Source organism: Pelosinus sp. sgz500959 (assembly GCF_042610375.1).
GTDB lineage: Bacteria > Bacillota > Negativicutes > DSM-13327 > DSM-13327 > CTSoil-075.
Genome location: NZ_JBGJZL010000013.1, coordinates 34057 through 57607, shown reverse-complemented (window position 1 = coordinate 57607; position 23551 = coordinate 34057). Strand labels below are relative to the sequence as shown.

Here is a 23551-nt window from a genome sequence, read left to right as displayed (position 1 = left end):
GAAACATGCTGAATAAGTTAATTGAAATCTCCTTAAAAAATAGAGTATTGGTAATTGCTATGTCTGTTTTGGTGATTATCTGGGGAACCTTTGTGGTGCGGGATACGCCCATTGATGCCTATCCAGATTTAAGCGAAAATCAAGTACTGGTGTATGCTGATTGGATGGGGCGAGGGCCTCAGGAAGTGCAAGATCAGGTAACCTATCCATTGGAAACGGCTTTACGTGGTTTGCCAAAGGTCAAAGATGTACGCTCTGCCTCTTCCCTTGGCTTTTCCATGGTCACCGTTATATTTGAAGATGATGTAGATACCTATTTCGCTCGGCAAGTAGTTAACGAAAAGGTTCAACAAGCGATCCCTAAACTGCCGCGTGGAGTGCAGCCAGCCTTAGGGCCAGTGAGTACACCCATGGGACAAGTGTTCATGTACACCATGGAAAGTGATCGTCATAACCTGGCGGAACTTAGAACCATTGAAGATTTTCTTATTAAACCCCAGCTCAGTGCTGTGCCAGGAGTAGCAGAAGTCGCCAGCATTGGCGGCTATGTACTCCAGTATCAGGTTAATATTGATCCTGACCTGTTGAAAGCTTATCGGGTAAGTGTCGGCCAAGTCTTTGGTGCCATCAGTGGCAACAATGCTAATATTGGTGCCAAAGTGGTTGAGCAAAACGGCCAAGAGTATGTCATTCGCGGTCTTGGCTTAGTACAGTCTGTGGATGATATCCAAAATATTGTTGTTGGTCAAAATGGTAATGTACCTGTCTATGTAAAAAATGTAGCCAGAGTCAATCTAGGACCAGATTTTCGTCGCGGCGTATTGACTAAATCTGGACAAGAAGCAGCTGGCGGTATCGTCATTCAGCGAATGGGATCCAATACGATTGATGTGATTGATCAAGTCAAAGAAAAAATCACTGAAATTCAAGGAACTCTGCCTCAGGGGATGAAAATTATCCCTTATTACGATCAAACGGATCTGGTGAAAAGAGCATCTGCGACTCTCGATCGAGCCTTACTCGAAGAATTTATCCTAGTATCTATCATTGTGCTTGCCTTTTTGGGGAATATCCGCTCCAGTATCATTGTCACCTCTGCCATTCCGATTGGTATTTTGATTGCTTTTATTTGGATGAAAGGCATTCATTTATCGGCTAACTTAATGTCATTAGGCGGTATTGCTATTGGTATCGGTGTAATGACCGATGCGGCGATTGTTATGGTGGAAAATATTTATAGTCATTTAGCTAGAAATGGCGGACAACGCAGTATTGTAGATGTGACCATGGAAGCGGCGAAAGAAGTGGCAGCGCCGATTTTCTTCTCCATTACCATCATCATCGTGACTTTCTTACCCGTTTTTACAATGACTGGGGTGGAAGGTAAACTTTATACTCCCATGGCTTGGACGAAAACCTTTGCCATGACAGGATCTCTTATTTTGGCATTTACTCTGGTGCCAGTACTTTGCACCATCTTACTGCGAGGTAAAGTTAAAGAAGAAGATACCTGGATTGTTAAGAAGATGCATCAAGCATATCTGCCCATGGTGAAGGGAGCTGTTAAATACCGTAAAGCCATTATCGGAGTTGCGATTGTTGTTATGATCGCTGGATTTTCTCTATTACCATTGATCGGTACTGAGTTCATGCCATCTTTGGATGAAGGGACGATCCTGGTGATGCCAACCATGCTGCCTAGTGTATCCTTAACAGAGGCGGTAGAATCGGCTAAAAAAATGGACCGACTCATCATGGAGATTCCCGAAGTTGACATGTCCGTCGGTAAGGTAGGGCGGGCCGAGTCGGCTATGGACCCAGCGCCGATTAACATGATTGAGACCATTGTTACGTTAAAACCCAAAGAACAGTGGCGGCAAGGATTTACCAAAACTGACATTGAACAAGAAATGATGGGTAAATTAGCGAATCTTCCTGGACTTAATTTAGCTTTTACCCAGCCTATCGCTGGGAGGCTATCTATGCTGACTACCGGTGTTCGTACTGAACTTGGTATTAAGATCTACGGTGATGATCTTAAAGTACTGCAGCAAAAAGCCTTTGAAATTGAAAAAGCCCTTGCTGGTGTGTCAGGAGTTAGTGATTTGCTCGCAGAACGTGTCTTTGGTGCACCTTACCTAGAAGTGCAGATTAATCGGGAAAAAGTGGCGCGTTACGGTTTAAGCATCAATGATGTAGAGGATGCTTTGGAGCTGGCGGTAGGCGGCCGAGTGGCGACGACCACCATTGAAGGGAAAAAACGTTTCGACGTACTTCTTCGCTACAATCGGGATAACCGAGAAAATATTAATGCCATGCAAAATATCCTTGTTCCCATAGCTGGAAGTAGCAGTGTGAAAGCTGCTGGCGGCAGCAGTATGGGAGGAGGTGGTATGGGCGGCAGTGCTGCTGGTGGAGCTGCACCAAGCGGGGCTTACGTTCGCCTCGGTGAAGTCGCTCAGTTCCAAGTGGTAGATGGACCATCCATGATTAGCAGTGAAAATGGCATATATCGGGTAATCGTCCAACTTAACACTCGGGGGCGGGATGTTGTTAGTTTTGTAGATGAAGCTAACAAAGTGATTAAAGAAAAAGTTCAATTACCACCAGGTTTTTCGATTAAGTGGACTGGGCAGTACGAAAATCAACAACGGGCCAAGGCTAGACTTGCTATTGTAGTGCCAGCGGTGATCGTGCTTACTTTCTTCCTCTTATACATGGCCTTTAGTTCAGCCAGAGATGCGGCGCTTATCTTGATGAATATTCCTTTTGCCATGGTAGGAGGCATCGTGGCTGTATATGCCACTGGTATGTATCTAACCGTAGCGGCCGCCGTCGGGTTTATCGCTCTCTGCGGTATTGCAACCCAAAATGGAGTTATCATGGTGACCCATATCAAACATCTCAGGAAGACGAAAACCTTAGAAGAAGCAATTGTTGAGGGAGCTAGCGATCGTCTTCGTCCCGTTATGATGACGGCTCTGGTTGCGAGTCTTGGCTTATTTCCCCTTATATTTACCAGCGGTGCTGGAGCTGAAGTGCAGCGTCCTATGGCTACAGTGGTGGTAGGAGGTCTGGTAACGGCCACTATTTTGACACTCATCGTTCTTCCCAGTCTTTATTATGTCTGGAATGAACGGCAGGAAAAGAAACAATTATTGGAGGCATATCATGAAAAAAAGTAAAGTAGTAGTTGGTATTCTAGCGTTGACATTGGTTGTCGTATTAGTGGCTGGTTGTAGTTCTTCTGAGAAAACGGCAGCCAATCCACCAGCAGCGGGTCATGACATGAAGAACATGCCAGCAAACGGAGGAGAGCAAGCTGCAGGTCATGATACCCATAGCATGCAGATGCCGAAGGACGATCCTATGCCCATGATGAAAGAGATGGATCAGCAAACGAAAGATTTGATGAAACAAGTGAAATCCGGTCAAACCATGGAAGCCCAAAAAACAGCGGGACAGATCGTAGGTCTTACGGATAAAGTAATGCCTCATATGATGGATAATGGTCTGAAAGATCGTTTGAAACAATCCGCTATGGACATTAAAGATACAGTGAATTCTGGTAAAATGGATCCGGGAGCCATGGAGAGTAAAGTGAGTACCATGCAAGAGATCATGAAAGAAGCGACAGCACACTTACAAACAATGTCGCACAAATGATCATAGCTAGAGAGGAGAAGCCTATGCTGAAAAAATGGATCATCATACTATTTGCCGGAATTCTCTTTAACGGCACAGAGATAGCCTTGGCTTCTCCTCCTAACTCTGGTTATAGCCAGTTTATGCAATCCTTAGATTCTATCGTAGCGGGGGCGGTCATGCCAGTAGCTGACGAACAGCAAATTGCAGCTCGCTCTGCTACTTTGTCTACTAACCAGCTTAGTCAGTCAAGCCAGGCGAAACAAATTGTGGCAGTAGCAAAGGAAATGCTTGGTCAGCCAGTTGTGTGGGGCGGAACCACGCCAGCCCAAGGATTTGATTGTTCAGGCTTAGTACAGTATGTCTATAAACAAGCAGGGATTCATTTGCCGCGTACAGCTGACATTCAATTTTTAGTGGGAAGAACTGTATCTTTATCTTCGTTGCAACCAGGAGATTTGGTGTATTTTACTACTTATGAGCCAGGTGCCTCTCATGTAGGAATTTATATCGGTAACGATAAATTCATTCACACGTCTTTTTCCAAAGGTGTAGTTGCGATTGCTGATATGAACGAACGGTATTTTGTACAACGATATTATGGCGCTAAACGAGTATTGTAAGAATTTTTATTGACAGTGAAAAAACAGCCGAATTCGAAAGAATTCGGCTGTTTTTTTACGAAAACAAAATTTATCTAAGGAAGTAGCAACAACTAATTTTTTTCTTAGTCTTTAATGTCTTCAGCTAATAATTGAGCGACATGTTTTACTTTGATATGAGGTGCCTGCTTATCAAGACCACCTTGAATTTGCATCATGCAAGCCGGACAACCGACAGCAATGATTTCGGCACCTGTATCCTTAATGTTAGTGATTTTTTGTTTAAGGATCGGCATAGATATTTCCGTATATTTAATACCAAATGCACCAGCCATACCGCAACACTTGTCACAATCTTTCATTTCTACTAAGTCGTAGCCTTTACTTGCAGCAAGTAAAGCACGTGGTTCTTTGGAAATTCCAAGACCGCGTTTCGCATGACAAGAATCATGATAGGTTACTTTTTTGCCGCCGGCAACTTTCTTTAAGCGACCAGCTTTTTCATAGTGCTCAGCAACAAAGCTAGTGAACTCGCGGAATTTATGAGCCAATTTTTCGGCACGTGCTTTCCACTCAGCATCATCGGCAAAGAGGTCGAGATAGGTTTCATGCCATGTTTCCGTACAAGTAGGGCATGAAGAAAGGATGACATCGGCTTTCGCTTCTTCGAAAGCAATGATATTACGTTTAGCAATTTTCTTGGCGATTTCACGATCACCCATACCAAGCAGAGGTTTACCGCAACAGCTTTGATCTTCAGGGAAAACAACTTCCATCTTGAGATCTTGCAATACTTTATAGACTGCTTCACCTGTTTCAGGGAAAACGAAGTCTGTATTACAGCCAGCAAAAAAGGCAACACGTTTGGTTGGTCTCGTAATTTTTTTGGTGATTTTGGAAATGCGGTCACGTAATGGAACATCTGCTACTGCAGGTAAACTACGGTCTTTCGCCATGCCTGCTAAAAAGAGCGGTAAGTGGCGAATCACATTGCCAGTCGTAAATGGTTTTTGCCCAATAGAAGCAAGGCGTAGTAAATTGTGGAATACTTTACGATTGGCTAACACATTTTCAAAGACCATACGTACGCCAAATGGCAAGCCTTTTTCTTTAACCGTTTGAGAACGCAATTCATCAATCAAGCCAGGGATGTTGATCTTACCTGGGCAGATCTCAACACACTTACGACAGCCAATACAAAGTTCATTAATCTTATCGAAATCTTCTTGGCTATTTAAGAGTGCTGTTAAGATGGCACCAATACCACCGGAATAAATATGACCATACACATGGCCGCCAACAAGAGTATAAATAGGGCAGACGTTGAGGCAAGAAGCGCAACGTACACATTGATAAATTTCTTTGAACTTATCATCATGAGCGGCTTTAAGACGACCGTTATCTAACAAGATAATATGCAATTCTTTCTTTTCTTCGACCCATTTTCCATCTTTTTTGACCATGACAGGTGTTTGACCAGCAGTCATCGTCATATAACTTGTCATAAGCTGACCGGTCGCATTACGAGGCAAGGTACGTAAAATCGGTGCTGCGTCTTTAATCGTAGGGATTAATTTTTCATAACCCATGATTACTACATGAATCTTAGGAAGGGTGGTGACGAGACGTGCATTCCCTTCATTTGTTACCAAACCGATTGCGGAATTTTCTGCGATCCCGAAGTTCGCTCCTGAGATACCCATATCGGCTAGAAGGAATTCTTTACGCAAATTTTGTCTAGCTGCTTGTACCATGAAAGGGATATCATTCGGTATTTCTTGCTTTAATTCTTTGGAGAAATAACCTGCGACTTGATCTCTATTTAAATGAATGGCAGGCATAACCATATGCGAAGGTTTATGACCGGCCAATGAAATAATCCATTCACCAAGGTCTGTTTCTTTCACATGCAGTCCAGCATCTTCTAACGTATGATTGAGAAGAATTTCTTCTGAAGCCATGGATTTTGATTTTACGATACGCTTAACGCCTTTTTCTTCGCATAAATCAAGTAGATACTTTTTCAAAGCATCGCCGTCTTTAGCGCGAAATACCTTTGCGCCACGTTTGATTGCTTCTGCTTCAAATTTATCAGCAACTTTTTCAATCTCTGCAACAGTGCCGATTTTCATTTGACGTACTTGTTCACGTAAGGCATCAATATCTTCAACATTTTCATATGCTTTTGCGCGAGCAGTTGGATAGGCTTCAGCAAAACGTCCTAAGGAACCGCGCAATGTTTCATCGCTTAATTTTTCGGCAATCTCATTTTTTACATTACGATTATTTGTTTCCATTACAGTGCACCTCCGGATACTTCTTCATCAATGGCGATTAAGACAAAACGGTTTGGACCATGTACGCCGATGGTCAAGACTCTTTCAATATCAGAAGTACGGCTAGGACCTGTAATGAAACTGATATAGCCATTATCATATACTTTAGAAATGACTTCAAAGGCTTCAGTAATACCGAGCACAACATTCTTACTGTTCATAAAGACAACGTGAATGGGGGGGAGCATGGATACTAAGCGACTTTCGAAAGCATATCCATCCATACAGACGCTACCGCTTTCTGCAATGCCAAATTCCACAGTGGAAATACCGATATCTGCCGATTCAGCATGTTCTGTAATGTCTGTTAATTCAGTATATACAGAAATTCCCATGGAATGTAATTCTTCATTGATACCAGTAGCTTGTTGTAAAGGACTATTTACAGTAACTATCTTTTTAGCATTTGTAAACTTCACCATATTAGCCACGATTTCGCGGGCTTCTACAGCAGTTTTAACGCGAAATATTTCAGTAGCGGCAGCTGAGGCCCTTTTTTCGAATTCAGGAAATAAATGATCTCCTACGTTCTCTAATGGAAAAGCGTTTCTCCAATTCTCACATACTTTTTTCATTATTCATACTCCTTTATTGTGCTGGTAAGGTGGTCTGACCAGTAACTTTATATTCATGTTATTCGCAATTTAATAGAAATATCCTCTATTTTTTTTAAAAAAATATTATTTTTTCTTACAAAATATTAAAAAACAATCCTACAAACAAAGGAGAATGTTTCTCATATATAGAAAGAAGTTTTTAAAAGTTTAACTAAATAATATAAAAACTTGTATATAGTTAAAGAGGTAATTGGATTTTTTTAAGACTGAAATGTTCTAATTTGAAAAAATAAATAGAGAACCTTACAAAAAATATTTTGATCGTCCTACAAGCTGAGAAAAAAACATCCTACAAATGATAAGGTAAATCTGACTTGGATTGGATTTTTCCTGTAATGGGGTTTTGATTCTTTTGTACTCTCATTTTACAAAGTAAAAGTCTTACAATAATCTAAACAATCGATAAATTAAAATTAAAAAGTAAATAATAGCAGGAAAAACTTCATTCGTGATGGAATATAGAATTATAAATCCAATGATTGTCCTAATCATTGCTATAATCTAATAATAATATGGGAATAGGTGCTTTATGCTTAAAAGGGAAGTCCGGTAACTAGACCGGCACGGTCCCGCCACTGTGTTGGGGAGTATGGCTAAGATATACCACTGGGGAAACCCGGGAAGGTTTAGTGATATGATGAACCATAGTCAGGAGACCTGCCTATTCTAACACACACCGTTATGACCTACGGAAGATAGGCAGGTGGGTAGAATAAATTAATTTTGTTTATTGTACCCCCTGCTTGCAGGGGGTTTTCATTATGCAAAAAAAAATGCGCTCGGGTATTACAACCGGTACTTGTGCAGCAGCGGCTACAAAAGCTGCTCTTATGACCTGGTCTGGCTCTTTTACGGAGGGCGTTGATGTTACATCGCCGCAAGGCACTAAGATCCATGTGAAAATTGAAACATGTGAAAAAATTATGAATGGCGGCAGAGCATCCGTTATAAAAGATGCTGGAGATGACCCTGATGTAACTCATGGCACTCTCATTATTGCCGAGGTTCAGGTACAGGAAGGAATTGATACTGTCTTAAAAGCAGGTATCGGAGTCGGTACAGTGACTAAACCAGGCATGTCAGTTGCCATTGGTGAACCTGCGATCAATCCAGGCCCAAGAAAAATGATCCTACAGGCAGTACAAGATGTATTACCAGATGAGTATGGCGCTATTGTTACGATCTCCATACCTGATGGGGAGCGGCTAGCGAAGCGGACACTCAATCCGACCTTAGGCATTGTTGGTGGTTTATCCATTATCGGTACGACAGGAATTGTTGAGCCCATGTCTGAAGACGGTTTTAAAAATTCTCTATCGCCACAGATTAATATGGTGAAAGCCTTAGGGTATGATCAAGTGGTATTCGCTCCTGGAAAAATCGGTCAAGATATTGCCATTCATCGTTATGGCATACCAGCCGAAACAGTGCTTCAGACTAGTAACTTTATCGGTCATATGCTTGAAAGTGCTGTACAATATAACATGAAAAAAGTGTTGTTATTTGGTCATTTGGGTAAACTGGTAAAGGTTGCTGCAGGGATTTTTCATACTCACAATCGAATGGCAGATGCTCGTTTTGAAACCTTAGCGGCTTATATGGCAGCAGCGGGTGCTCCTCAGCAGGCTATCCTAGAAATTTTAGCATGTACCACTACTGAAGGGGCTATGCCAATTATTGAACAGTATCAGTTGCAGTGTGTTTATCAGACTTTGGCAGAGCGAGCCAGTGCACGCGCCAAACGTTATGTATTTGGTGATTTAATCGTCGGTACAGTCATTGTCACGTTGCAAGGTGATATCTTAGGACTTGATGATACGGCGCGAGAAATTGGAGGCAGTTTGGGATGGAATATAAAGTAATCGTAGTAGGAATCGGACCAGGTTCACCTGACTATATACTGCCAATTGCAAGTCGTACGATTGCGCAGGCTCAGGTAGTAGTCGGTAGTAAGCGAGCCCTTGATGCCTTCGCTCCAAGTGATAGCAAAACAAAAGTGATTGACCGGGATATTCAAGGCGTACTGACTTTTATTGCTGAATCTCTCATGACGAGTGATGTTGTGGTTATGGTGTCTGGTGATCCAGGATTTTATAGTTTACTCGTAGCCTTGCGGTCAAAATTTACACCCTCACAACTCACGGTGATACCAGGCATCAGTTCTGTACAATTGGCTTTTGCCCGTATGTCTGAGGTGTGGCAAGATGCACGCCTTATTAGCATGCATGGCCGCAAAGCCAGCGATGAAGATCTAGCGTATAAACCGAATAAAAAATTGGGTATTTTAACAGATCATGAGCATAATCCTAGCCATATTGCTCAAGTGCTTATGGACCATGGTTGGCCAATCGATGGACAAGTGTGGCTTGGTGAAGGCTTATCCTATGAAGAAGAAAATCATAAAAAACTAACTTTAGGTGAAGCGAGAGATATAACTGGCTTTACCCATTGTGTAATGGTGGTGATGGCATGACCTATTTCCTGGGAATTAATGATGATGAGTTTATCCGTGGTGAGATTCCCATGACTAAACAAGAGATCCGAATTTTAGTCTTAGCAAAAGCTAAGATCCGTCCGACTGATGTGATTATCGATATTGGGGCAGGTACTGGATCTTTATCCATTGAAGCTGCTCTGCAAGCTCCTAAAGGCCGAGTGTATGCCATTGAACGGCATGCAGAAGGCATTGAGCTCATTCGTGCCAATGGGACTAAATTTGGCGCAGAGAATGTAGAAGCTATTTTAGGCAGTGCACCAGAAGCACTTGAGGGTTTACCCATGAGTGATGTCATTTTTATTGGTGGCAGTGGTGGACACTTAACTGAAATTTTAAATCAAAGTGATCAGTTACTTAGGTCACAAGGTAGGCTGGTCATTACGGCTATTACCATAGAAACGTTGTATGAAGCTTTGCATATCATGCAAGAAAAACCTGAGTTTACTGTTGAAGCCTTTAGTGCCCAGATTTCACGAATTAAGCAAATTAAGACAAGCAATATGCTACAAGCTTTAAATCCTATTTATATTATTACATGTACAAAAAAAGCGTAGAAATGAGGAGGTTTTTTCATGGATATATCTTTCGTAGGTGCCGGTCCTGGGGATGTTGAACTGATTACTGTAAAAGGACAACGTTTGGTAGGCGAGGCTGATGTCATTATTTATGCAGGTTCTCTTGTAAACCCTGCCCTGTTAGCGTTAGCCAAACAAGGAGCGGCCATTTATAATAGCGCTTCCATGACCCTTGATGAGGTCATTGAAACGATGGAAAAGGCTGTCGCCGTCGGCAAAAAAGTTGTGCGTCTTCATACTGGAGACCCTAGTATTTATGGCGCTATTCAAGAACAAATGGATGCTCTTGAGAAAAAGAAAATCACATACGATGTTGTACCAGGTGTTAGCTCATTTTTGGCTACAGCAGCGGCATTAAAATGTGAATATACTTTGCCTGATGTTTCGCAAACTGTCATTATTACACGTCTTGAAGGGCGTACGCCTGTTCCTGAAAAAGAAAAATTGGCGTTACTTGCCAGTCACAATGCAACCATGTGTATTTTCCTGAGCGTTCATATGATTCAAAATGTCATGAATGAACTCATTGATGGTGGTTATACGCCAGATACCCCTGTTGCGATTGTACAAAAAGCATCTTGGCCTGAACAAAAAATATTCCGTGGAACCATTGAAACGATTGCGGCGATTGTAACCGATGCAAAAATCGATCGTACGGCCATGATTGTGGTGGGACGTTGTTTAGATAGCGACTATGCTTTATCTCGTCTTTATGCCCCTGAATTTACTCATATGTACCGAGAAGCAAGCAAATGAAACTCGCTGTAATTTCAGTGACAAATCAAGGCGCAAAACTGGCAAATCAGTTAGCAGACCAACTGAGACTAGTAGGTCATCAAATCGAACTATTTGCAAAAGAGGGACGCAATCCCTTAGGTCATGCCTCTTATGACTCACTGAGTACACTGATTTCTAAGAGCTTTTCTCGTTATGAAGGATTTATTTTTATTATGGCGACAGGAATTGTGGTGCGCGTCATTGCACCCTATATTCAAGATAAACGGATTGATCCTGCCGTTGTCGTCATGGATGAACAAGGGCAATATGCCATTAGTTTGCTGGCAGGACATATTGGCGGCGCTAATGAGCTTTGTGAAATGATTGGACATCGAATTGGCGCAATACCTGTGATTACAACGGCAACAGATGTTGGTAAAAAACCCGCTGCCGATGTGTTAGCAGTCAAGTTAAATCGGGATATTCAGCCTTTTTCAGCTTTAAAACAAATTAATGGTGCCATTGTTCACGGTGACCAAGTCCGATTTTTTATTGATAAAAGAATACCTAATCAAGAGTTTTATACACAAACTGCTGAAAAACTTGGTATTCGATTGGATACTATAGAGGACGTGACGACAGCTCGCTATGATGCCGCAGTCCTCGTTACAGATGAAACCCTTGCGGTGAATAAGCCACATCTTTATTTACGTTCCATACCTCTTGCAGTAGGGATTGGATGTAGACGAGATACCCCAGTCGCTGATATTTTAGCGGCTGTAACTGCGGCTTGTCAGAGCATTGGTTCTACCACTTCGCATATCGCCATGATTGGTAGCACCGTAGTAAAGCAAGACGAGGTTGGCCTTTTAGCTCTTATTGAGCAATTGGCTGTACCTAGCCATTTTTTTTCAAATGAAGAATTACAACAATGTATCGATGAATATCAACTTGATGTATCAAGTTTCGTACAAAAACAAATAGGAGTGGGAAATGTATGTGCAGCAGCAGCAATCTTAATGGGGCAGACGAACAAACTTCTGCTTCCCAAAACGAAATACAAAAATGTAACGGTGGCCATTGCCCCGGTGAAATCGCAGTCATTGGAATCGGACCAGGCAGTTTAATTGATATGACGCCACGAGCCTTAGAAAGCATTAAAAATGCCGATGTTGTAGTGGGTTACAATACATATATTGAACTCGTCGCAGACTTACTAACGGATAAACCAGTGATTGGTACAGCTATGATGCAAGAAGTAGAGCGTTGCCAAAAGGCAGTCGAAGAAGCCTTGGCAGGAAAAAAAGTCGCTGTTATTTCCAGTGGTGATCCAGGGGTTTATGGTATGGCGGGGTTAGTCCTCGAGCTTGCTATGAAGTACCCAGCAGACATTCGTCCTGAAGTGAATATCATTCCAGGAATTAGCGCTGTAGGCGCATCAGCGGCTATTTTAGGCGCACCTTTAATGCATGACTTTGCGGTCATTAGTCTCAGTGATTTGTTAACTCCATGGGATGTGATTAAAAAACGCGTAGAGATGGCATCTGCTGGTGATTTTGTCATTGCCCTTTATAATCCAAAAAGTAAACGTCGTACTAGCCAAATTCAAGAAGTACGGGAAATTGCCTTAAAACATCGCTTAGCTTCTACTCCAGTTGGTATCGTTCATCATGCCACAAGAGAAGGGGAAAATATGACTCTTTCTAACCTAGATGACTTTACCAATGAATTTATTGATATGTTTTCCTTAGTCATTATCGGTAATAGCCAAACGTATATCCAAGAAGGCCGGATGATTACCCCTCGCGGTTATAAAGTATGATTTTAGTACTGGCTGGGACGAAAGACGGGCGGGATTTAATCGCCTTATTAGCTAAGGCCGGTTACCAGGTGATGGCCTCTGCCTTTAGCCAGTATGGGGGAGAATTAATTCAGCTTGAAAATGTTTGTGTTCACACAGGACCTTTGGATGAACATGGTCTTGCCGAATTGATCACTCGCAATGGGATTGAAATCATGGTGGATGCAAGTCATCCTTATGCTGTAAATGTTTCTCAAAATGGGATGCTAGCGTGCGAAAAAACAGGAACTCAATATATTCGTTATGAACGGCCTCGGGCTGCTATGCCATCATATGAAGGCTTGCATGTAGTCACTGATTATCAGCAGGCAATCGAAAAAGTGGCCGTCTTAGGGAAAAGTATTTTTCTCACGACAGGCAGTCGCCATCTGAAACTATTTAAGGATGCAGCCTGTTTAGCACATCATCGCATCATTGCCCGTGTACTGCCTGAACCCAGTGTATTAACGGAGTGTATTGATCTTGGTTTTTCACCAAAAGATATTATCGCCATACAAGGTCCCTTCTCCCATGAACTGAATATGGCTTTATTTAAAGAATACGAAGCGGATGTAATTGTCACTAAAAACAGTGGTCAAGTGGGCGGCAGTGATACAAAAATAACAGCTGCTATGGCCCTTGGCCTCCCCCTTGTCGTCATTGATCGACCGACCATTCACTATAGGAAAATTGTCTATGCAATTGAAGATGTAATCAAATTTATTAAGGAGGCCCAATGATGAAATACATTACTGAACCTATGGTCATTGAAGAGCGTAGTATGGAGATTATTGCTCCTTATTTAGCAAGTCTTAATTTATCACCAGAAGCTACCAAAGTATTTTCAAGAATCATTCATGCCGCTGGCGATCCTGAATATTCTAAAGTCATTGAAATTCATCCCGAAGCGATTGCCGCAGGATGCGCAGCCCTCGCTGCTGGTTGTGATATTTTCTGTGATGTCGAGATGGTTCGTACGGGTATTAATAAAACTCGTTTAGCTGAAAATGGCGGCACGGTCCATTGTTTGATTGGCGATGCAGAGGTCGCTGCAACAGCTAAAGAACTTGGCATTACCCGCTCTATGGTCGCCATGCGTACCTTTGGCGAAAAACTCCATGGTTCCATTGTCGCCATTGGCAATGCACCTACAGCTTTGTTTGAAGTGCTGAATATGATGAAAGAAACTAATATACGTCCAGCGTTGATTATTGGCGTACCTGTAGGTTTTGTTGGTGCGGCCGAATCAAAGGATTTCTTAGCTGAAACGTCTCCAGTACCTTATATCACTGTTCGTGGGAATAAAGGTGGCAGCCCGATTGCTGCTGCGACTACCAATGCACTGCTTTATATGCATAAACGGTAAACAATATGACGTGAATCATCAATGTTAACGATGTTATAGTGAAGTCATTTTTAAAAAGAGGCGGCTATACAGGTGAGCTGTTGCTGCCTCTTTCATGTCAGATAAGGTATAGAGTATGAAAGAGGGCGGTGAATTATGGCAAAGATACCAAGGATTATTATTGCAGGTACCCATAGTGGTGTCGGTAAAACGACAATTGTGACAGGATTATTAGCTGCGCTTAAACAGCAAGGACTCAATGTCCAATCCTATAAGGTAGGGCCTGATTATATTGACCCAGGTTATCATCAATTGGCGAGTGGCAAAGTTGCTCATAATTTAGATACATGGTTAGTACCAACGGATAAAGTAGTTCCTATTTTTACTAAAACAGCGGCTGATAATGATCTCGTCATTGTTGAAGGGGTCATGGGTCTTTATGATGGGGGCCGTCAAGGTGTAAGTAGTACAGCAACCATTGCAAAACTGCTCAAAGCGCCTGTAGTACTCGTGATTGATGCTAAATCCATGGGTGAAAGTGCAGCTGCGATTGCTCTAGGATATAAGATGTATGATCAAGATGTGAATGTCGTTGGAGTGATTGTGAATCGATTAGGTTCCCCTTCACATCAAAAAATGGTTAGTGATGCTTTAGAGCGCATCAACATTCCTGTACTTGGTTCTATTTATCGAAATGAAGGCATTAGTATGCCAGAACGACATCTTGGATTAACGCCTGTCACGGAACATAATGCTTCTGATCGGATTGCTGAATTATGCGCACAAATTTCTGCGCAAGTGGATCTTGAGCAAATCATTTCCATTGCTAATAACGCTCCTGAATTACCTTCGATCAGAGAGAATCAGGATGTGATACACCAGTCACCCATTGTACGAATTGGTGTCGCTCAAGATGAAGCCTTTTCTTTTTATTATCCAGAAAGCCTTGACGTGTTAAAAAGTATGGGAGCAGAGATTGTACCCTTTAGTCCTTTGAATGATAAGCAGTTACCTAAGGTTGATGGTTTATTATTTGGTGGCGGTTTCCCTGAAATGTTTGTCCGTGAACTTTCTAGTAATATCACTATGCGCCAATCAATTTATGAAGCTTGCAAGAATGGCATGCCCATCTATGCTGAGTGTGGTGGCTTTATGTATTTGACGCAGAAAATTGTGGATTTTGATGGACAGCACTATGAGATGGTCGGTGCCATTCCGGCGATTTGCAGTATGCAATCTAAGCTGCAAACGGTAGGCTATGTGGAAGCGACAGCTCTTAAGGATAATGTATTATGTGAGGCTGGTCATTCCATGCGTGGTCATGAGTTTCATTTTTCTCTCATGGATATTGATGAGAGTTTAGGGGCATTTCCATGGGCTTTTGAATTTAAGAAAACCCGTACAGGTGCTGTTTATCCAGGAGGATATGCTCATGGAAATGTACTTGCATCTTATTTACATATGCATTTTACAGGTCATGAGCAAGCGGCAAGTCATTTCATTACAAAATGTAACGAGTTTAACTCAAAGGCACTAGAAGTACCTAGAGGAGAAGAATAACCATGAAGGGAAAAATCATCCTATTCACAGGTGGAGCTAGAAGCGGAAAAAGTTTGGCGGCTGAACAATATGCGATTTCACAAGGTGGCCCCTTAGCTTATATTGCCACAGCTCAAATTTACGACCAAGAAATGGAGTCACGTGTTGCTCTTCATCGTCAGCGCCGTGCCGATCAATGGCAAACTTTTGAAGCACCTTATGATGCTCATTTGGCAATCGAACAAGCCGCTCAAGGGTCAAAGGTTATTTTATTCGATTGTTTGACTCTATATACAAGTAATTTACTATTGGATCCCAATGGTTCTCAGGAGCCTGAAGACAAATACCAATATATGATAGAACAAATTGATAAACTCATCATGAGTGCCCAAAAAACGAAGACCACAGTGATCTTTGTAACGAACGAGGTGGGTATGGGAATCGTGCCGAGTAATGCCTTGGCGCGCCAGTACCGTGATCTCTCTGGATCTGCTAATCAAAAGGTGGCAGCCGTGGCGGATGAAGTTTATTTGGTCGTGAGTGGGTTAACTGTAGAACTGAAAAAAATAGCAGTCAATTTTAATAGGGAGGTGTAGTAGTCGTATGGCTCAAACGATTATGCTCCAAGGGACAAGCTCACATGTAGGGAAAAGTATACTGACAACGGCTTTGTGTCGTATTTTTTTGCAAGATGGGCAAAAAGTTGTACCCTTTAAAGCGCAAAATATGGCCCTTAATTCTTATGTCACGAAAACAGGTGGAGAAATGGGACGAGCGCAAGTAGCCCAAGCTGAAGCTGCTGGTCTTGAACCTTTTGTCGAAATGAATCCAGTACTGTTAAAACCCACGGGAAATTCGTGTTCACAAGTGGTTTTAATGGGGAAACCCATTGGCAATATGTCAGCCAAAGAATATCATACTGGGTACAGTCTAAAAGCACTCGGCGTTATTAAAGAATGTTTGGATAAACTAGGATCCGAATTTGACACCATTGTAATTGAAGGAGCAGGCAGTCCAGCTGAAGTTAATTTAAAGGCGAATGATATTGTCAATATGCGCATTGCCAAAATGTTAACAGCTCCTGTACTATTAATTGCAGATATTGATCGTGGCGGTGCATTAGCATCTGTTGTAGGTACTTTAGAATTACTAGAACCAGATGAACGAGCATTAGTAAAAGGTATTATCATTAACAAATTCCGTGGTGATATTGATTTATTAAAACCAGCCTTAGACTTTTTGGAAGCAAAAACAGGTAAACCTGTCGTTGGTGTAGTACCTCATCTTGATCAACTCGGGATTGACGATGAAGATTCTGTTTCTCTTGATGATAAGCAGAGTAATCAAATAAAAGAATTAGATATTGCGGTCATGCGAACACCGAAGATCTCGAATTTTACGGATTTTGATGCGTTTACGACTGAAATTGATGCCAGCGTTCGTTATATCCGTCCAGGCGAGCCTATTGGCAATCCTGATTTAATCATATTGCCGGGCAGTAAAAATACGATTGAAGATTTATCCTATTTACGCACCCAGGGGTATGAGGACGAAATTATTAAATTGGTCAATCAAGGTACGCCTCTGATTGGTATTTGTGGCGGTTATCAAATGCTTGGTCAACAAATCTATGATCCTGAGCATACTGAATCTGATCTTGATACGATCAAAGGGATGGGTTTACTTGATATTGAAACCACCTTTGCTGCTGATAAAGTGACTCACCAAGTTACGGCTCAGTGTAGCCATAATGGTTTCCTCGGACTTGAGACAACTTGTGATAATCTGACTGGCTACGAAATACATATGGGACGGACGGACTTTTTGAGCCCAGTTCAGCATGCTTTCACCATTACTAGTCGTTCAGGACAAGAAATTTCTTCAGCTGATGGTGTAGTACGTGCTGATGGACGAGTGATGGGGACCTACATTCATGGAATTTTTGATAATGATGTATATCGTCGTGACTTACTAAATGCCCTGCGAGTCGCCAAAGGCTTAGCACCGATTACAGAAATCAATGATACCTATACACGTAAACAAAATAGTTATAACCGATTAGCTGATACTGTTAGAAGCAGCCTCAATATGGATTTAGTCTATCAAATGTTGGAGGGAAAATAGTGGTGGAGGCTTATCTACCACTACTGGCTGTTATTATTGATCGGTTAGTCGGTGATCCTCGTTCGAGTCTGCATCCTGTTGTGATGATTGGTAATTTGATTGCATTTTTTGAAAGAAAATTGTTAAAACTACAACATTCGTCTTTATTAAAAAACGTAACAGGTGGAGTTCTTGTCGTTTTGGTCCTCGGGATAACATATGGTACTTCATGGTGGATCATGAATTTATTAGGAATGATCCACCCCTGGGCCCAATTTATAGGGGGAGCCATCCTACTAAGTTTCACCATTGCACCTGATAGCTTAGCAAAAGCAGGGAATGAAATTCATCGTTATCTTGTCACTGGAGATCTAAAACAAGCCCAATATAAAGTTGGCTGGATTGTAGGGCGGGATACAGATCAGCTAGATGTTGCCGAGGTGACAAGAGCAACAGTTGAGACCATCGCTGAAAATATCGTTGATGGTATTATTTCACCGCTTTTTTACTTTATGATTGGTGGTGTACCCTTGGCCTTTTTATATCGAGCTGTAAACACCTTAGATTCTATGGTTGGCTATAAAAATGACAAATATCGAGATTTTGGTATGTGTTCTGCGCGGGTTGACGATGTATTTAACTATATCCCAGCGCGTGTAACAGGGATACTTTTAGTACTGTCTGCTATCTTGTTACGTCTTAATGTATATGGTACAATCACTGCTATATGGAGAGATGCTGCCAAACATCCTAGTCCTAATAGCGGTTTTGCAGAAGCAGGAGTCGCTGGGGCCTTAGGTATCCGTTTAGGTGGTTTAAATTATTATGGTGGTGTTGCCTCACAGCGAGCTTATATGGGGACGGCAACCACTGTTCTTGGTCCTATACATATTAAACAAACCATTCAGATGATGTATGTGTCAACCATGTTGTTTACAATCGGTATCACTATCTTTTTATTCATGGGGAGATAAGGAATTCTTGATTAGGTGGGACTCAGGCTTATTCATCGGATAAATTAGGGAATGAAAGGTCTATAATAATGAAACATTTTATCACTGGGTTACAGTTTTTAACACGTATTTATGTTGCCAAACAAACGGAATGGTCACCAGAAAGCTTTGGGCGTAGCGTAAAGTTTTTTCCATTAATAGGAGGTATACTCGGTATCTTGTTGGTTATGATCAATCAATTATTTGCCGAGTACTTACCCTTCTTTGGAGTGTATATGCCACCTCATGTATTAGCAATTTTATTGTTGATTGCTAATGTGGTTCTAACAGGTGGATTGCATTGTGATGGTTTCATGGATACGATGGATGGTCTTTTTTCTGGTCGTTCTAAGGAACGAATGTTAGAAATTATGAAAGATAGCCGAGTCGGGGCCAATGGTGTCATGGCTTTTGTCTTACTTGTCTTATTGAAATGGTCATTGATCACTGAGATGTCACCACTATTACTGCCATCGTCTCTTTTTGTAATGCCGATTCTTGGTCGTTTTGCTATGCTCGTCGGTATTACTGTATTTCCATATGCGCGTCCAGATGGTATTGGGAAAGCGTTTGCTCAATATGCGGATAAATATACGTTATATATTGGCATAGCCCTTACCTTGCTGCTTATTATTCCGATAGGTAAACAAGCGATCCTCTGCTTAGGAATTGTGAGTTTGTGTACGATGTTATTTGCTCGCTACGCTACAAAGTTAGTCGGTGGTTTAACTGGAGATATCTATGGCGCTCTGAGTGAATTGGGCGAAATTATCGTATTGTTTGTTTTTTTATTTTAAATTTGTGAAAAATTGTGGGTCTGCGCCACGTATTTCATACGTTGCTATTGGCAAAGTAAGTGATATAGGCGATGTTTGCTTATTGACAAAAAATATCCATGACGATATAGTGAACTTTAAATAGGATCGATAAATAATGGAGAGCATATATATGAAGGTAACTGTCAAAGCCCCTGGTTCGTGTGGCGAATTAGCACAAGGTACTATTAATGGGAAAAATTTTTTAATTACTTGCCCAATTGATGTATATTCAGAGGTAACTATAGGAACTGGGGAATGTGTGCCCACCAATATAGGCAGTAAAGTCATCACTGCCATTGATAAAACAAGGCAGTATTTGAAAATAGAAGGTCAGCAATTCCAAGTAGAAGTTAAATCGGATCTGCCACTCGGTAAGGGAATGGCCTCTAGCAGTGCAGATATTAGTGCAGCGTGCCAAAGTCTTGCCTTAAGTGCTGGTAAAGTCTTATCGCCGGATGAGATCGCTGATATTGCCCTATCCATTGAACCAACGGATGGTATCTTCTATCCTGGTATTGTACTCTTTGACCATGTACATGGTCGCATAAGACAACATCTAGGAAATGCTCTTCCCATGTATATTGCAATTTTTGATGTTGGTGGAGAGATTGATACATTACACTTTAACCAACGGCAGGATTTAAAAAAATTAAATCAAGAAAATGAATCTGAAGTACATCGTGCCATAAATTTAATCATGGACGGAATTGCAAGTAAGGACATATCCTTGGTTGGTAAAGGTGCGACCATTAGCGCCTTGGCTAATCAAAAAATTTTATATAAACCTCATTTAGAAGATATGATTGCCATCGGTTTATCCTGGGGAGCCGTGGGCGTCAATATTGCACACAGTGGTACAGTAGTTGGTGTGTTATTTCCTATGGATAAAATTGAAAACTGCCCTCCTTGTATTGAGGCAATCGAAAGCACTTGTACTGGGGTTCACTATTTACGTACAGTACAGTTTATTTCTGGAGGGTTAACGAAACAAGAAGGTGATTGCAATGAGTGGGAACAATGCTCCTAAACATGGGGGCAATTTATATGCGGCCATGCGACAAAAGGGTGGATCGTTGAATGAAATCCTTGATTTTAGCGCCAATATTAACCCTCTTGGTCTTTCTGAACAGATCCGTCAAACATTATACGCATCCTTAGAGTCGATTATTCATTACCCTGATGTTCAGGGACATGCTTTAAAACAAGAACTGAGTCATTATTATCATGTGAAACAAGAACAAATCACACTTGGTAATGGTGCTGTAGAATTGATGTATGTTTTGTGCCATATGCTAAAACCAAAGCGTGTGTTAGTGACTGCTCCAACCTTTAGTGAATATGAATCAGCAGCTAGGGCCAGTGGCGCAGCCATTGAGTATTTTTATTTAAATGCTGCTGATGATTTTACGATTGATATTCAAGGGATTGCTCAGCAACTCCCTGCTATAGATATTGTATTTATTTGCAATCCGAACAATCCAACGGGTAAACTGCTATCCAATGGGCAAATTGAAGAATTAGTAGCGATGGCAAAAGTCCATCAAACTTATGTGGTTGTTGATGAATCATTTCTTGATTTTTTGCTAGATGATCATACATATACTTGTCGGTCCTTATTAGAAAAATATAATAACCTGATCATATTACATTCCTTAACTAAGTTTTATGCCATTCCAGGACTCAGATTAGGTTTTTCTCTGACTAACCCAGAGCTTACGAATCGACTTCATGCTGGGAAAGATCCTTGGAATGTCAATACCTTAGCTCAAAATGCCGGCGTAGCTGCTCTGCGTGATGAAGAATATCAGCATAAGAGTAAGGAATTTATCAAAAAAGTAAATATGGATTTATATCATAGTTTACTGACCATACCAGGTTTAAAACCTTATAAACCATCCGTAAACTTTATCTTAATTAATATAAAAGATACCAATTTAATTGCTGAAGAACTACGGCAGGCACTGGCAGCACACAATATTTTAATTCGGGATTGCAGTAATTATCCAGGATTGTCACCAGACTATATTCGCATAGCAGTCAAAAGTCCAGAGCAGAATCATAAATTAATTGCTGCATTACAGCAAATTATAGGTGGTATAGAATGACAAAAGTAATATTAGTACGTCATGGTCAAACACAGTGGAATTTAGATATGAAATATCAAGGTCATTGTGATATTGAATTAACAGAAAAAGGTGTCGAGCAAGCCATGCTAGCCGCTCAGCGTTTGGCTGGTGAAAATATTTCTGCACTGTATGCCAGTGATTTAAGTCGCGCCTTAAAAACTGCTGAATGCATAGGGGCAAAACATAATCTGCCTGTGACCGCAGTTCCTGAACTGCGCGAAATCAATTTTGGTGAATGGGAAGGGCTAACTTTTGAAAGTATCAATAGTCAGTCTAAGGATGAACGCTCAAAACTCTTTACCCATCCTGATGAAATTATCATTCCTGGCGGCGAAACCTTTCGCCAAGTGAAAGAACGAGCGATCAATGCGATCACAAAATTAGTAGCTCAACATCCAGATCAAACCATCGTGATCGTTTCTCATGGTGCAACAATACGTACCGTATTATGTGCAGTTCTTAATATTCATTTGAATCATCTCTGGAAAATCAAACAAGATAACACAGCCATTAATGTACTGGAATATTATGATGAGAATGTGATGGTATCATTGGTTAATGATGCACAGCATTTGAATGGTACTCTGCTATAAAAAATGCCTGGAGGCATAAAATAAAGTTGGAAACCGGCTAATAAGATATTTATGCAATATAATGCATAAATATACAATATATTATTTCCGGTGACGCTAGTAAGTGATATTCATCATTCGCAACGCAAAATATAATGTACGTGTTTGTGTGTATCAGTAATAAATTATTGAACTGGGTAATATGTGATTAAACTGGAGCTTAATATTATTACTAGAGAAGGAACATCAGTTAGTGCTCCTTAGAAAATAATATCGGTACTTTGTGTAGACTTTTTGCATTTGTAAAAAATATACCATTAATGGATAATAAGTAAAAATCGATATGACAAGGTCGCACATACCTTTAGAGAGATAAATGTTACGTTAATAATCTTATCGTGGTTAAGAGTACCAATAAATGGATTCTATGGCACAATGCTAATGGTGCTATAGAATCCATTTGTCTTTTTTTGAAACAGGGGTGAAGTCACAATACAGAGATAGGGGCAAGGATTACTTTTGACATGAGGGTTTCGTTATGAGAAGCTCGGGTGAGTGCTTTAGGCGTATCAATTTTATTAAATGGCATCTTGTGACGTTGATAATGAGTATATAATTTTCTATATGGAAGATAGGCTCGTTGAGTAAAGGTTCTGTTAGATTTTAGGTCGTTTAAAGGTTGCATGTTGGGATATTTAAGAGCAAATAGCTAACATACTAAGGAAGAATAAGTTTGGTTAAAATATGCTTATTCAGTACTTACATATGTAAGCCTAAGCTTAAATAATATTGCACATTTTTTTGTGGACAAGGAATATAGATTTAAACCAGTAATATTATCGTAACTGGAGATGACACTTTCTGTGTCATTTTGCCTATGCTTAAAAACTATCTATGTGGAGCCAAGCAGTGTGAATCAGTAATAAATTATTGAACATGGAGTTTGGTTTTATCCGTTCGACTCACCTCGCCTCCACCACAAGATATGAAGCGAAGATTACCTTTTTTGTTACAGAGAACATAATCTTGCCACTACGGCAATGTTATGCTTCTTTTTTTATTTGGCAAGCTTATACTTCCTTTTACTTAATAAAGTAATTTGTTCTATATATATTTATATATAGAAGTTTGATAGTGGGTGATGGGCATTTCTAGTGGTTATAGTAGTTGTAAGTGATCTTAGTGAATGATATCCATCATTAGGAGCTCGGCGTTGTGTATGTTAGT

General features: G+C 41.0%; 21 protein-coding genes and 1 riboswitch. Of the genes, 19 read left to right on the top strand and 2 right to left on the bottom strand.

What is annotated here, in order from left to right; genetic code table 11:
* The first annotated feature begins 5 nt into the window (after nt 1-5).
* From ACAN52_RS17795 to ACAN52_RS17785, 3 genes are read left to right on the top strand one after another with little or no spacing between them, the layout of a single operon-like run.
* Nucleotides 6-3185 carry an efflux RND transporter permease subunit gene (locus ACAN52_RS17795; protein ID WP_378956305.1) on the top strand — a complete coding sequence of 1060 codons (3180 nt, stop codon included), beginning with the start codon at nt 6-8 and terminating at the stop codon, nt 3183-3185.
* Nucleotides 3172-3666: a hypothetical protein gene (locus ACAN52_RS17790; protein ID WP_378956304.1), complete on the top strand. Its 495-nt coding sequence runs from the start codon at nt 3172-3174 to the stop codon at nt 3664-3666. Before ACAN52_RS17795 ends, ACAN52_RS17790 begins: the two co-directional genes overlap by 14 nt.
* A 23-nt stretch (nt 3667-3689) precedes the next feature.
* Entirely contained in the window at nt 3690-4268 is a 579-nt protein-coding gene (locus ACAN52_RS17785; protein WP_378956303.1) for a C40 family peptidase, read from the top strand.
* A gap of 104 nt (nt 4269-4372) precedes the next feature.
* Here ACAN52_RS17785 and ldhH read toward each other — a convergent pair whose 3' ends face one another.
* Both ldhH and ACAN52_RS17775 read right to left on the bottom strand, forming a co-directional pair.
* Nucleotides 4373-6544, bottom strand: coding sequence for an L-lactate dehydrogenase (quinone) large subunit LdhH (gene ldhH, locus ACAN52_RS17780; RefSeq protein WP_378956302.1), 2172 nt, complete (start codon nt 6542-6544; stop codon nt 4373-4375).
* Nucleotides 6544-7158 carry a lactate utilization protein C gene (locus ACAN52_RS17775; protein ID WP_378956301.1) on the bottom strand — a complete coding sequence of 205 codons (615 nt, stop codon included), beginning with the start codon at nt 7156-7158 and terminating at the stop codon, nt 6544-6546. Before ACAN52_RS17775 ends, ldhH begins: the two co-directional genes overlap by 1 nt.
* A 545-nt stretch (nt 7159-7703) precedes the next feature.
* Nucleotides 7704-7880, top strand: a riboswitch (cobalamin riboswitch).
* Between the two features lie 81 nt (nt 7881-7961).
* Between ACAN52_RS17775 and cbiD the strand changes: the two genes are divergently transcribed.
* The 16 genes from cbiD to ACAN52_RS17695 all read left to right on the top strand — a co-directional run bounded on the left by cbiD (nt 7962) and on the right by ACAN52_RS17695 (nt 22345).
* Nucleotides 7962-9062, top strand: coding sequence for a cobalt-precorrin-5B (C(1))-methyltransferase CbiD (cbiD, locus tag ACAN52_RS17770; protein ID WP_378956300.1), 1101 nt, complete (start codon nt 7962-7964; stop codon nt 9060-9062).
* Nucleotides 9047-9673, top strand: a complete 627-nt coding sequence (gene cbiE / locus ACAN52_RS17765; protein WP_378956299.1) for a precorrin-6y C5,15-methyltransferase (decarboxylating) subunit CbiE — start codon at nt 9047-9049, stop codon at nt 9671-9673. The genes cbiD and cbiE overlap by 16 nt, the downstream gene beginning before the upstream one ends.
* Nucleotides 9670-10251 (top strand): precorrin-6Y C5,15-methyltransferase (decarboxylating) subunit CbiT, encoded by a 582-nt coding sequence (cbiT, locus tag ACAN52_RS17760; RefSeq protein ID WP_378956298.1) that lies wholly within the window; start codon nt 9670-9672, stop codon nt 10249-10251. Before cbiE ends, cbiT begins: the two co-directional genes overlap by 4 nt.
* 18 nt (nt 10252-10269) lie before the next feature.
* Entirely contained in the window at nt 10270-11028 is a 759-nt protein-coding gene (gene cobM, locus ACAN52_RS17755; protein WP_378956297.1) for a precorrin-4 C(11)-methyltransferase, read from the top strand.
* Nucleotides 11025-12116, top strand: coding sequence for a cobalt-precorrin 5A hydrolase (locus ACAN52_RS17750; protein ID WP_378956296.1), 1092 nt, complete (start codon nt 11025-11027; stop codon nt 12114-12116). The genes cobM and ACAN52_RS17750 overlap by 4 nt, the downstream gene beginning before the upstream one ends.
* A gap of 5 nt (nt 12117-12121) precedes the next feature.
* On the top strand, nt 12122-12811 hold the full coding sequence (cobJ, locus tag ACAN52_RS17745) for a precorrin-3B C(17)-methyltransferase (RefSeq protein ID WP_378956295.1): 690 nt from the start codon (nt 12122-12124) through the stop codon (nt 12809-12811).
* On the top strand, nt 12808-13569 hold the full coding sequence (locus tag ACAN52_RS17740) for a cobalt-precorrin-6A reductase (RefSeq protein ID WP_378956294.1): 762 nt from the start codon (nt 12808-12810) through the stop codon (nt 13567-13569). Before cobJ ends, ACAN52_RS17740 begins: the two co-directional genes overlap by 4 nt.
* On the top strand, nt 13569-14195 hold the full coding sequence (locus tag ACAN52_RS17735) for a precorrin-8X methylmutase (RefSeq protein WP_378956359.1): 627 nt from the start codon (nt 13569-13571) through the stop codon (nt 14193-14195). Before ACAN52_RS17740 ends, ACAN52_RS17735 begins: the two co-directional genes overlap by 1 nt.
* Before the next feature lie 135 nt (nt 14196-14330).
* On the top strand, nt 14331-15734 hold the full coding sequence (locus ACAN52_RS17730) for a cobyrinate a,c-diamide synthase (protein WP_378956293.1): 1404 nt from the start codon (nt 14331-14333) through the stop codon (nt 15732-15734).
* A gap of 2 nt (nt 15735-15736) precedes the next feature.
* On the top strand, nt 15737-16309 hold the full coding sequence (cobU, locus tag ACAN52_RS17725) for a bifunctional adenosylcobinamide kinase/adenosylcobinamide-phosphate guanylyltransferase (RefSeq protein WP_378956292.1): 573 nt from the start codon (nt 15737-15739) through the stop codon (nt 16307-16309).
* A 7-nt stretch (nt 16310-16316) separates the two neighbouring features.
* On the top strand, nt 16317-17837 hold the full coding sequence (locus ACAN52_RS17720; RefSeq protein WP_378956291.1) for a cobyric acid synthase: 1521 nt from the start codon (nt 16317-16319) through the stop codon (nt 17835-17837).
* Between the two features lie 2 nt (nt 17838-17839).
* Nucleotides 17840-18790 (top strand): adenosylcobinamide-phosphate synthase CbiB, encoded by a 951-nt coding sequence (gene cbiB / locus ACAN52_RS17715; RefSeq protein WP_378956358.1) that lies wholly within the window; start codon nt 17840-17842, stop codon nt 18788-18790.
* A gap of 68 nt (nt 18791-18858) precedes the next feature.
* Complete coding sequence (gene cobS, locus ACAN52_RS17710; RefSeq protein WP_378956290.1) at nt 18859-19605, top strand: adenosylcobinamide-GDP ribazoletransferase; 747 nt, start codon at nt 18859-18861, stop codon at nt 19603-19605.
* 151 nt (nt 19606-19756) lie between these two features.
* Nucleotides 19757-20653: a GHMP kinase gene (locus ACAN52_RS17705; RefSeq protein ID WP_378956289.1), complete on the top strand. Its 897-nt coding sequence runs from the start codon at nt 19757-19759 to the stop codon at nt 20651-20653.
* Nucleotides 20631-21731: a threonine-phosphate decarboxylase CobD gene (gene cobD, locus ACAN52_RS17700; protein ID WP_378956288.1), complete on the top strand. Its 1101-nt coding sequence runs from the start codon at nt 20631-20633 to the stop codon at nt 21729-21731. Before ACAN52_RS17705 ends, cobD begins: the two co-directional genes overlap by 23 nt.
* Nucleotides 21728-22345: a histidine phosphatase family protein gene (locus ACAN52_RS17695; protein ID WP_378956287.1), complete on the top strand. Its 618-nt coding sequence runs from the start codon at nt 21728-21730 to the stop codon at nt 22343-22345. The genes cobD and ACAN52_RS17695 overlap by 4 nt, the downstream gene beginning before the upstream one ends.
* Nucleotides 22346-23551: the final 1206 nt, after the last annotated feature.

What these genes read in the sequence shown, in the direction of transcription:
- ACAN52_RS17775 (WP_378956301.1), bottom strand. Translation starts at nt 7,158, where the DNA reads ATGAAAAAAGTATGTGAGAATTGGAGAAACGCTTTTCCATTAGAGAAC.
- cobU (WP_378956292.1), top strand. Translation starts at nt 15,737, where the DNA reads ATGAAGGGAAAAATCATCCTATTCACAGGTGGAGCTAGAAGCGGAAAA.
- cbiD (WP_378956300.1), top strand. Translation starts at nt 7,962, where the DNA reads ATGCAAAAAAAAATGCGCTCGGGTATTACAACCGGTACTTGTGCAGCA.
- ACAN52_RS17705 (WP_378956289.1), top strand. Translation starts at nt 19,757, where the DNA reads ATGAAGGTAACTGTCAAAGCCCCTGGTTCGTGTGGCGAATTAGCACAA.
- cobD (WP_378956288.1), top strand. Translation starts at nt 20,631, where the DNA reads ATGAGTGGGAACAATGCTCCTAAACATGGGGGCAATTTATATGCGGCC.
- ACAN52_RS17785 (WP_378956303.1), top strand. Translation starts at nt 3,690, where the DNA reads ATGCTGAAAAAATGGATCATCATACTATTTGCCGGAATTCTCTTTAAC.
- ACAN52_RS17735 (WP_378956359.1), top strand. Translation starts at nt 13,569, where the DNA reads ATGAAATACATTACTGAACCTATGGTCATTGAAGAGCGTAGTATGGAG.
- ACAN52_RS17740 (WP_378956294.1), top strand. Translation starts at nt 12,808, where the DNA reads ATGATTTTAGTACTGGCTGGGACGAAAGACGGGCGGGATTTAATCGCC.
- cobM (WP_378956297.1), top strand. Translation starts at nt 10,270, where the DNA reads ATGGATATATCTTTCGTAGGTGCCGGTCCTGGGGATGTTGAACTGATT.
- cobS (WP_378956290.1), top strand. Translation starts at nt 18,859, where the DNA reads ATGAAACATTTTATCACTGGGTTACAGTTTTTAACACGTATTTATGTT.
- ACAN52_RS17695 (WP_378956287.1), top strand. Translation starts at nt 21,728, where the DNA reads ATGACAAAAGTAATATTAGTACGTCATGGTCAAACACAGTGGAATTTA.
- ACAN52_RS17790 (WP_378956304.1), top strand. Translation starts at nt 3,172, where the DNA reads ATGAAAAAAAGTAAAGTAGTAGTTGGTATTCTAGCGTTGACATTGGTT.
- ACAN52_RS17795 (WP_378956305.1), top strand. Translation starts at nt 6, where the DNA reads ATGCTGAATAAGTTAATTGAAATCTCCTTAAAAAATAGAGTATTGGTA.
- ACAN52_RS17730 (WP_378956293.1), top strand. Translation starts at nt 14,331, where the DNA reads ATGGCAAAGATACCAAGGATTATTATTGCAGGTACCCATAGTGGTGTC.
- cbiT (WP_378956298.1), top strand. Translation starts at nt 9,670, where the DNA reads ATGACCTATTTCCTGGGAATTAATGATGATGAGTTTATCCGTGGTGAG.
- cbiE (WP_378956299.1), top strand. Translation starts at nt 9,047, where the DNA reads ATGGAATATAAAGTAATCGTAGTAGGAATCGGACCAGGTTCACCTGAC.
- ACAN52_RS17750 (WP_378956296.1), top strand. Translation starts at nt 11,025, where the DNA reads ATGAAACTCGCTGTAATTTCAGTGACAAATCAAGGCGCAAAACTGGCA.
- ACAN52_RS17720 (WP_378956291.1), top strand. Translation starts at nt 16,317, where the DNA reads ATGGCTCAAACGATTATGCTCCAAGGGACAAGCTCACATGTAGGGAAA.
- ldhH (WP_378956302.1), bottom strand. Translation starts at nt 6,544, where the DNA reads ATGGAAACAAATAATCGTAATGTAAAAAATGAGATTGCCGAAAAATTA.
- cobJ (WP_378956295.1), top strand. Translation starts at nt 12,122, where the DNA reads ATGACGCCACGAGCCTTAGAAAGCATTAAAAATGCCGATGTTGTAGTG.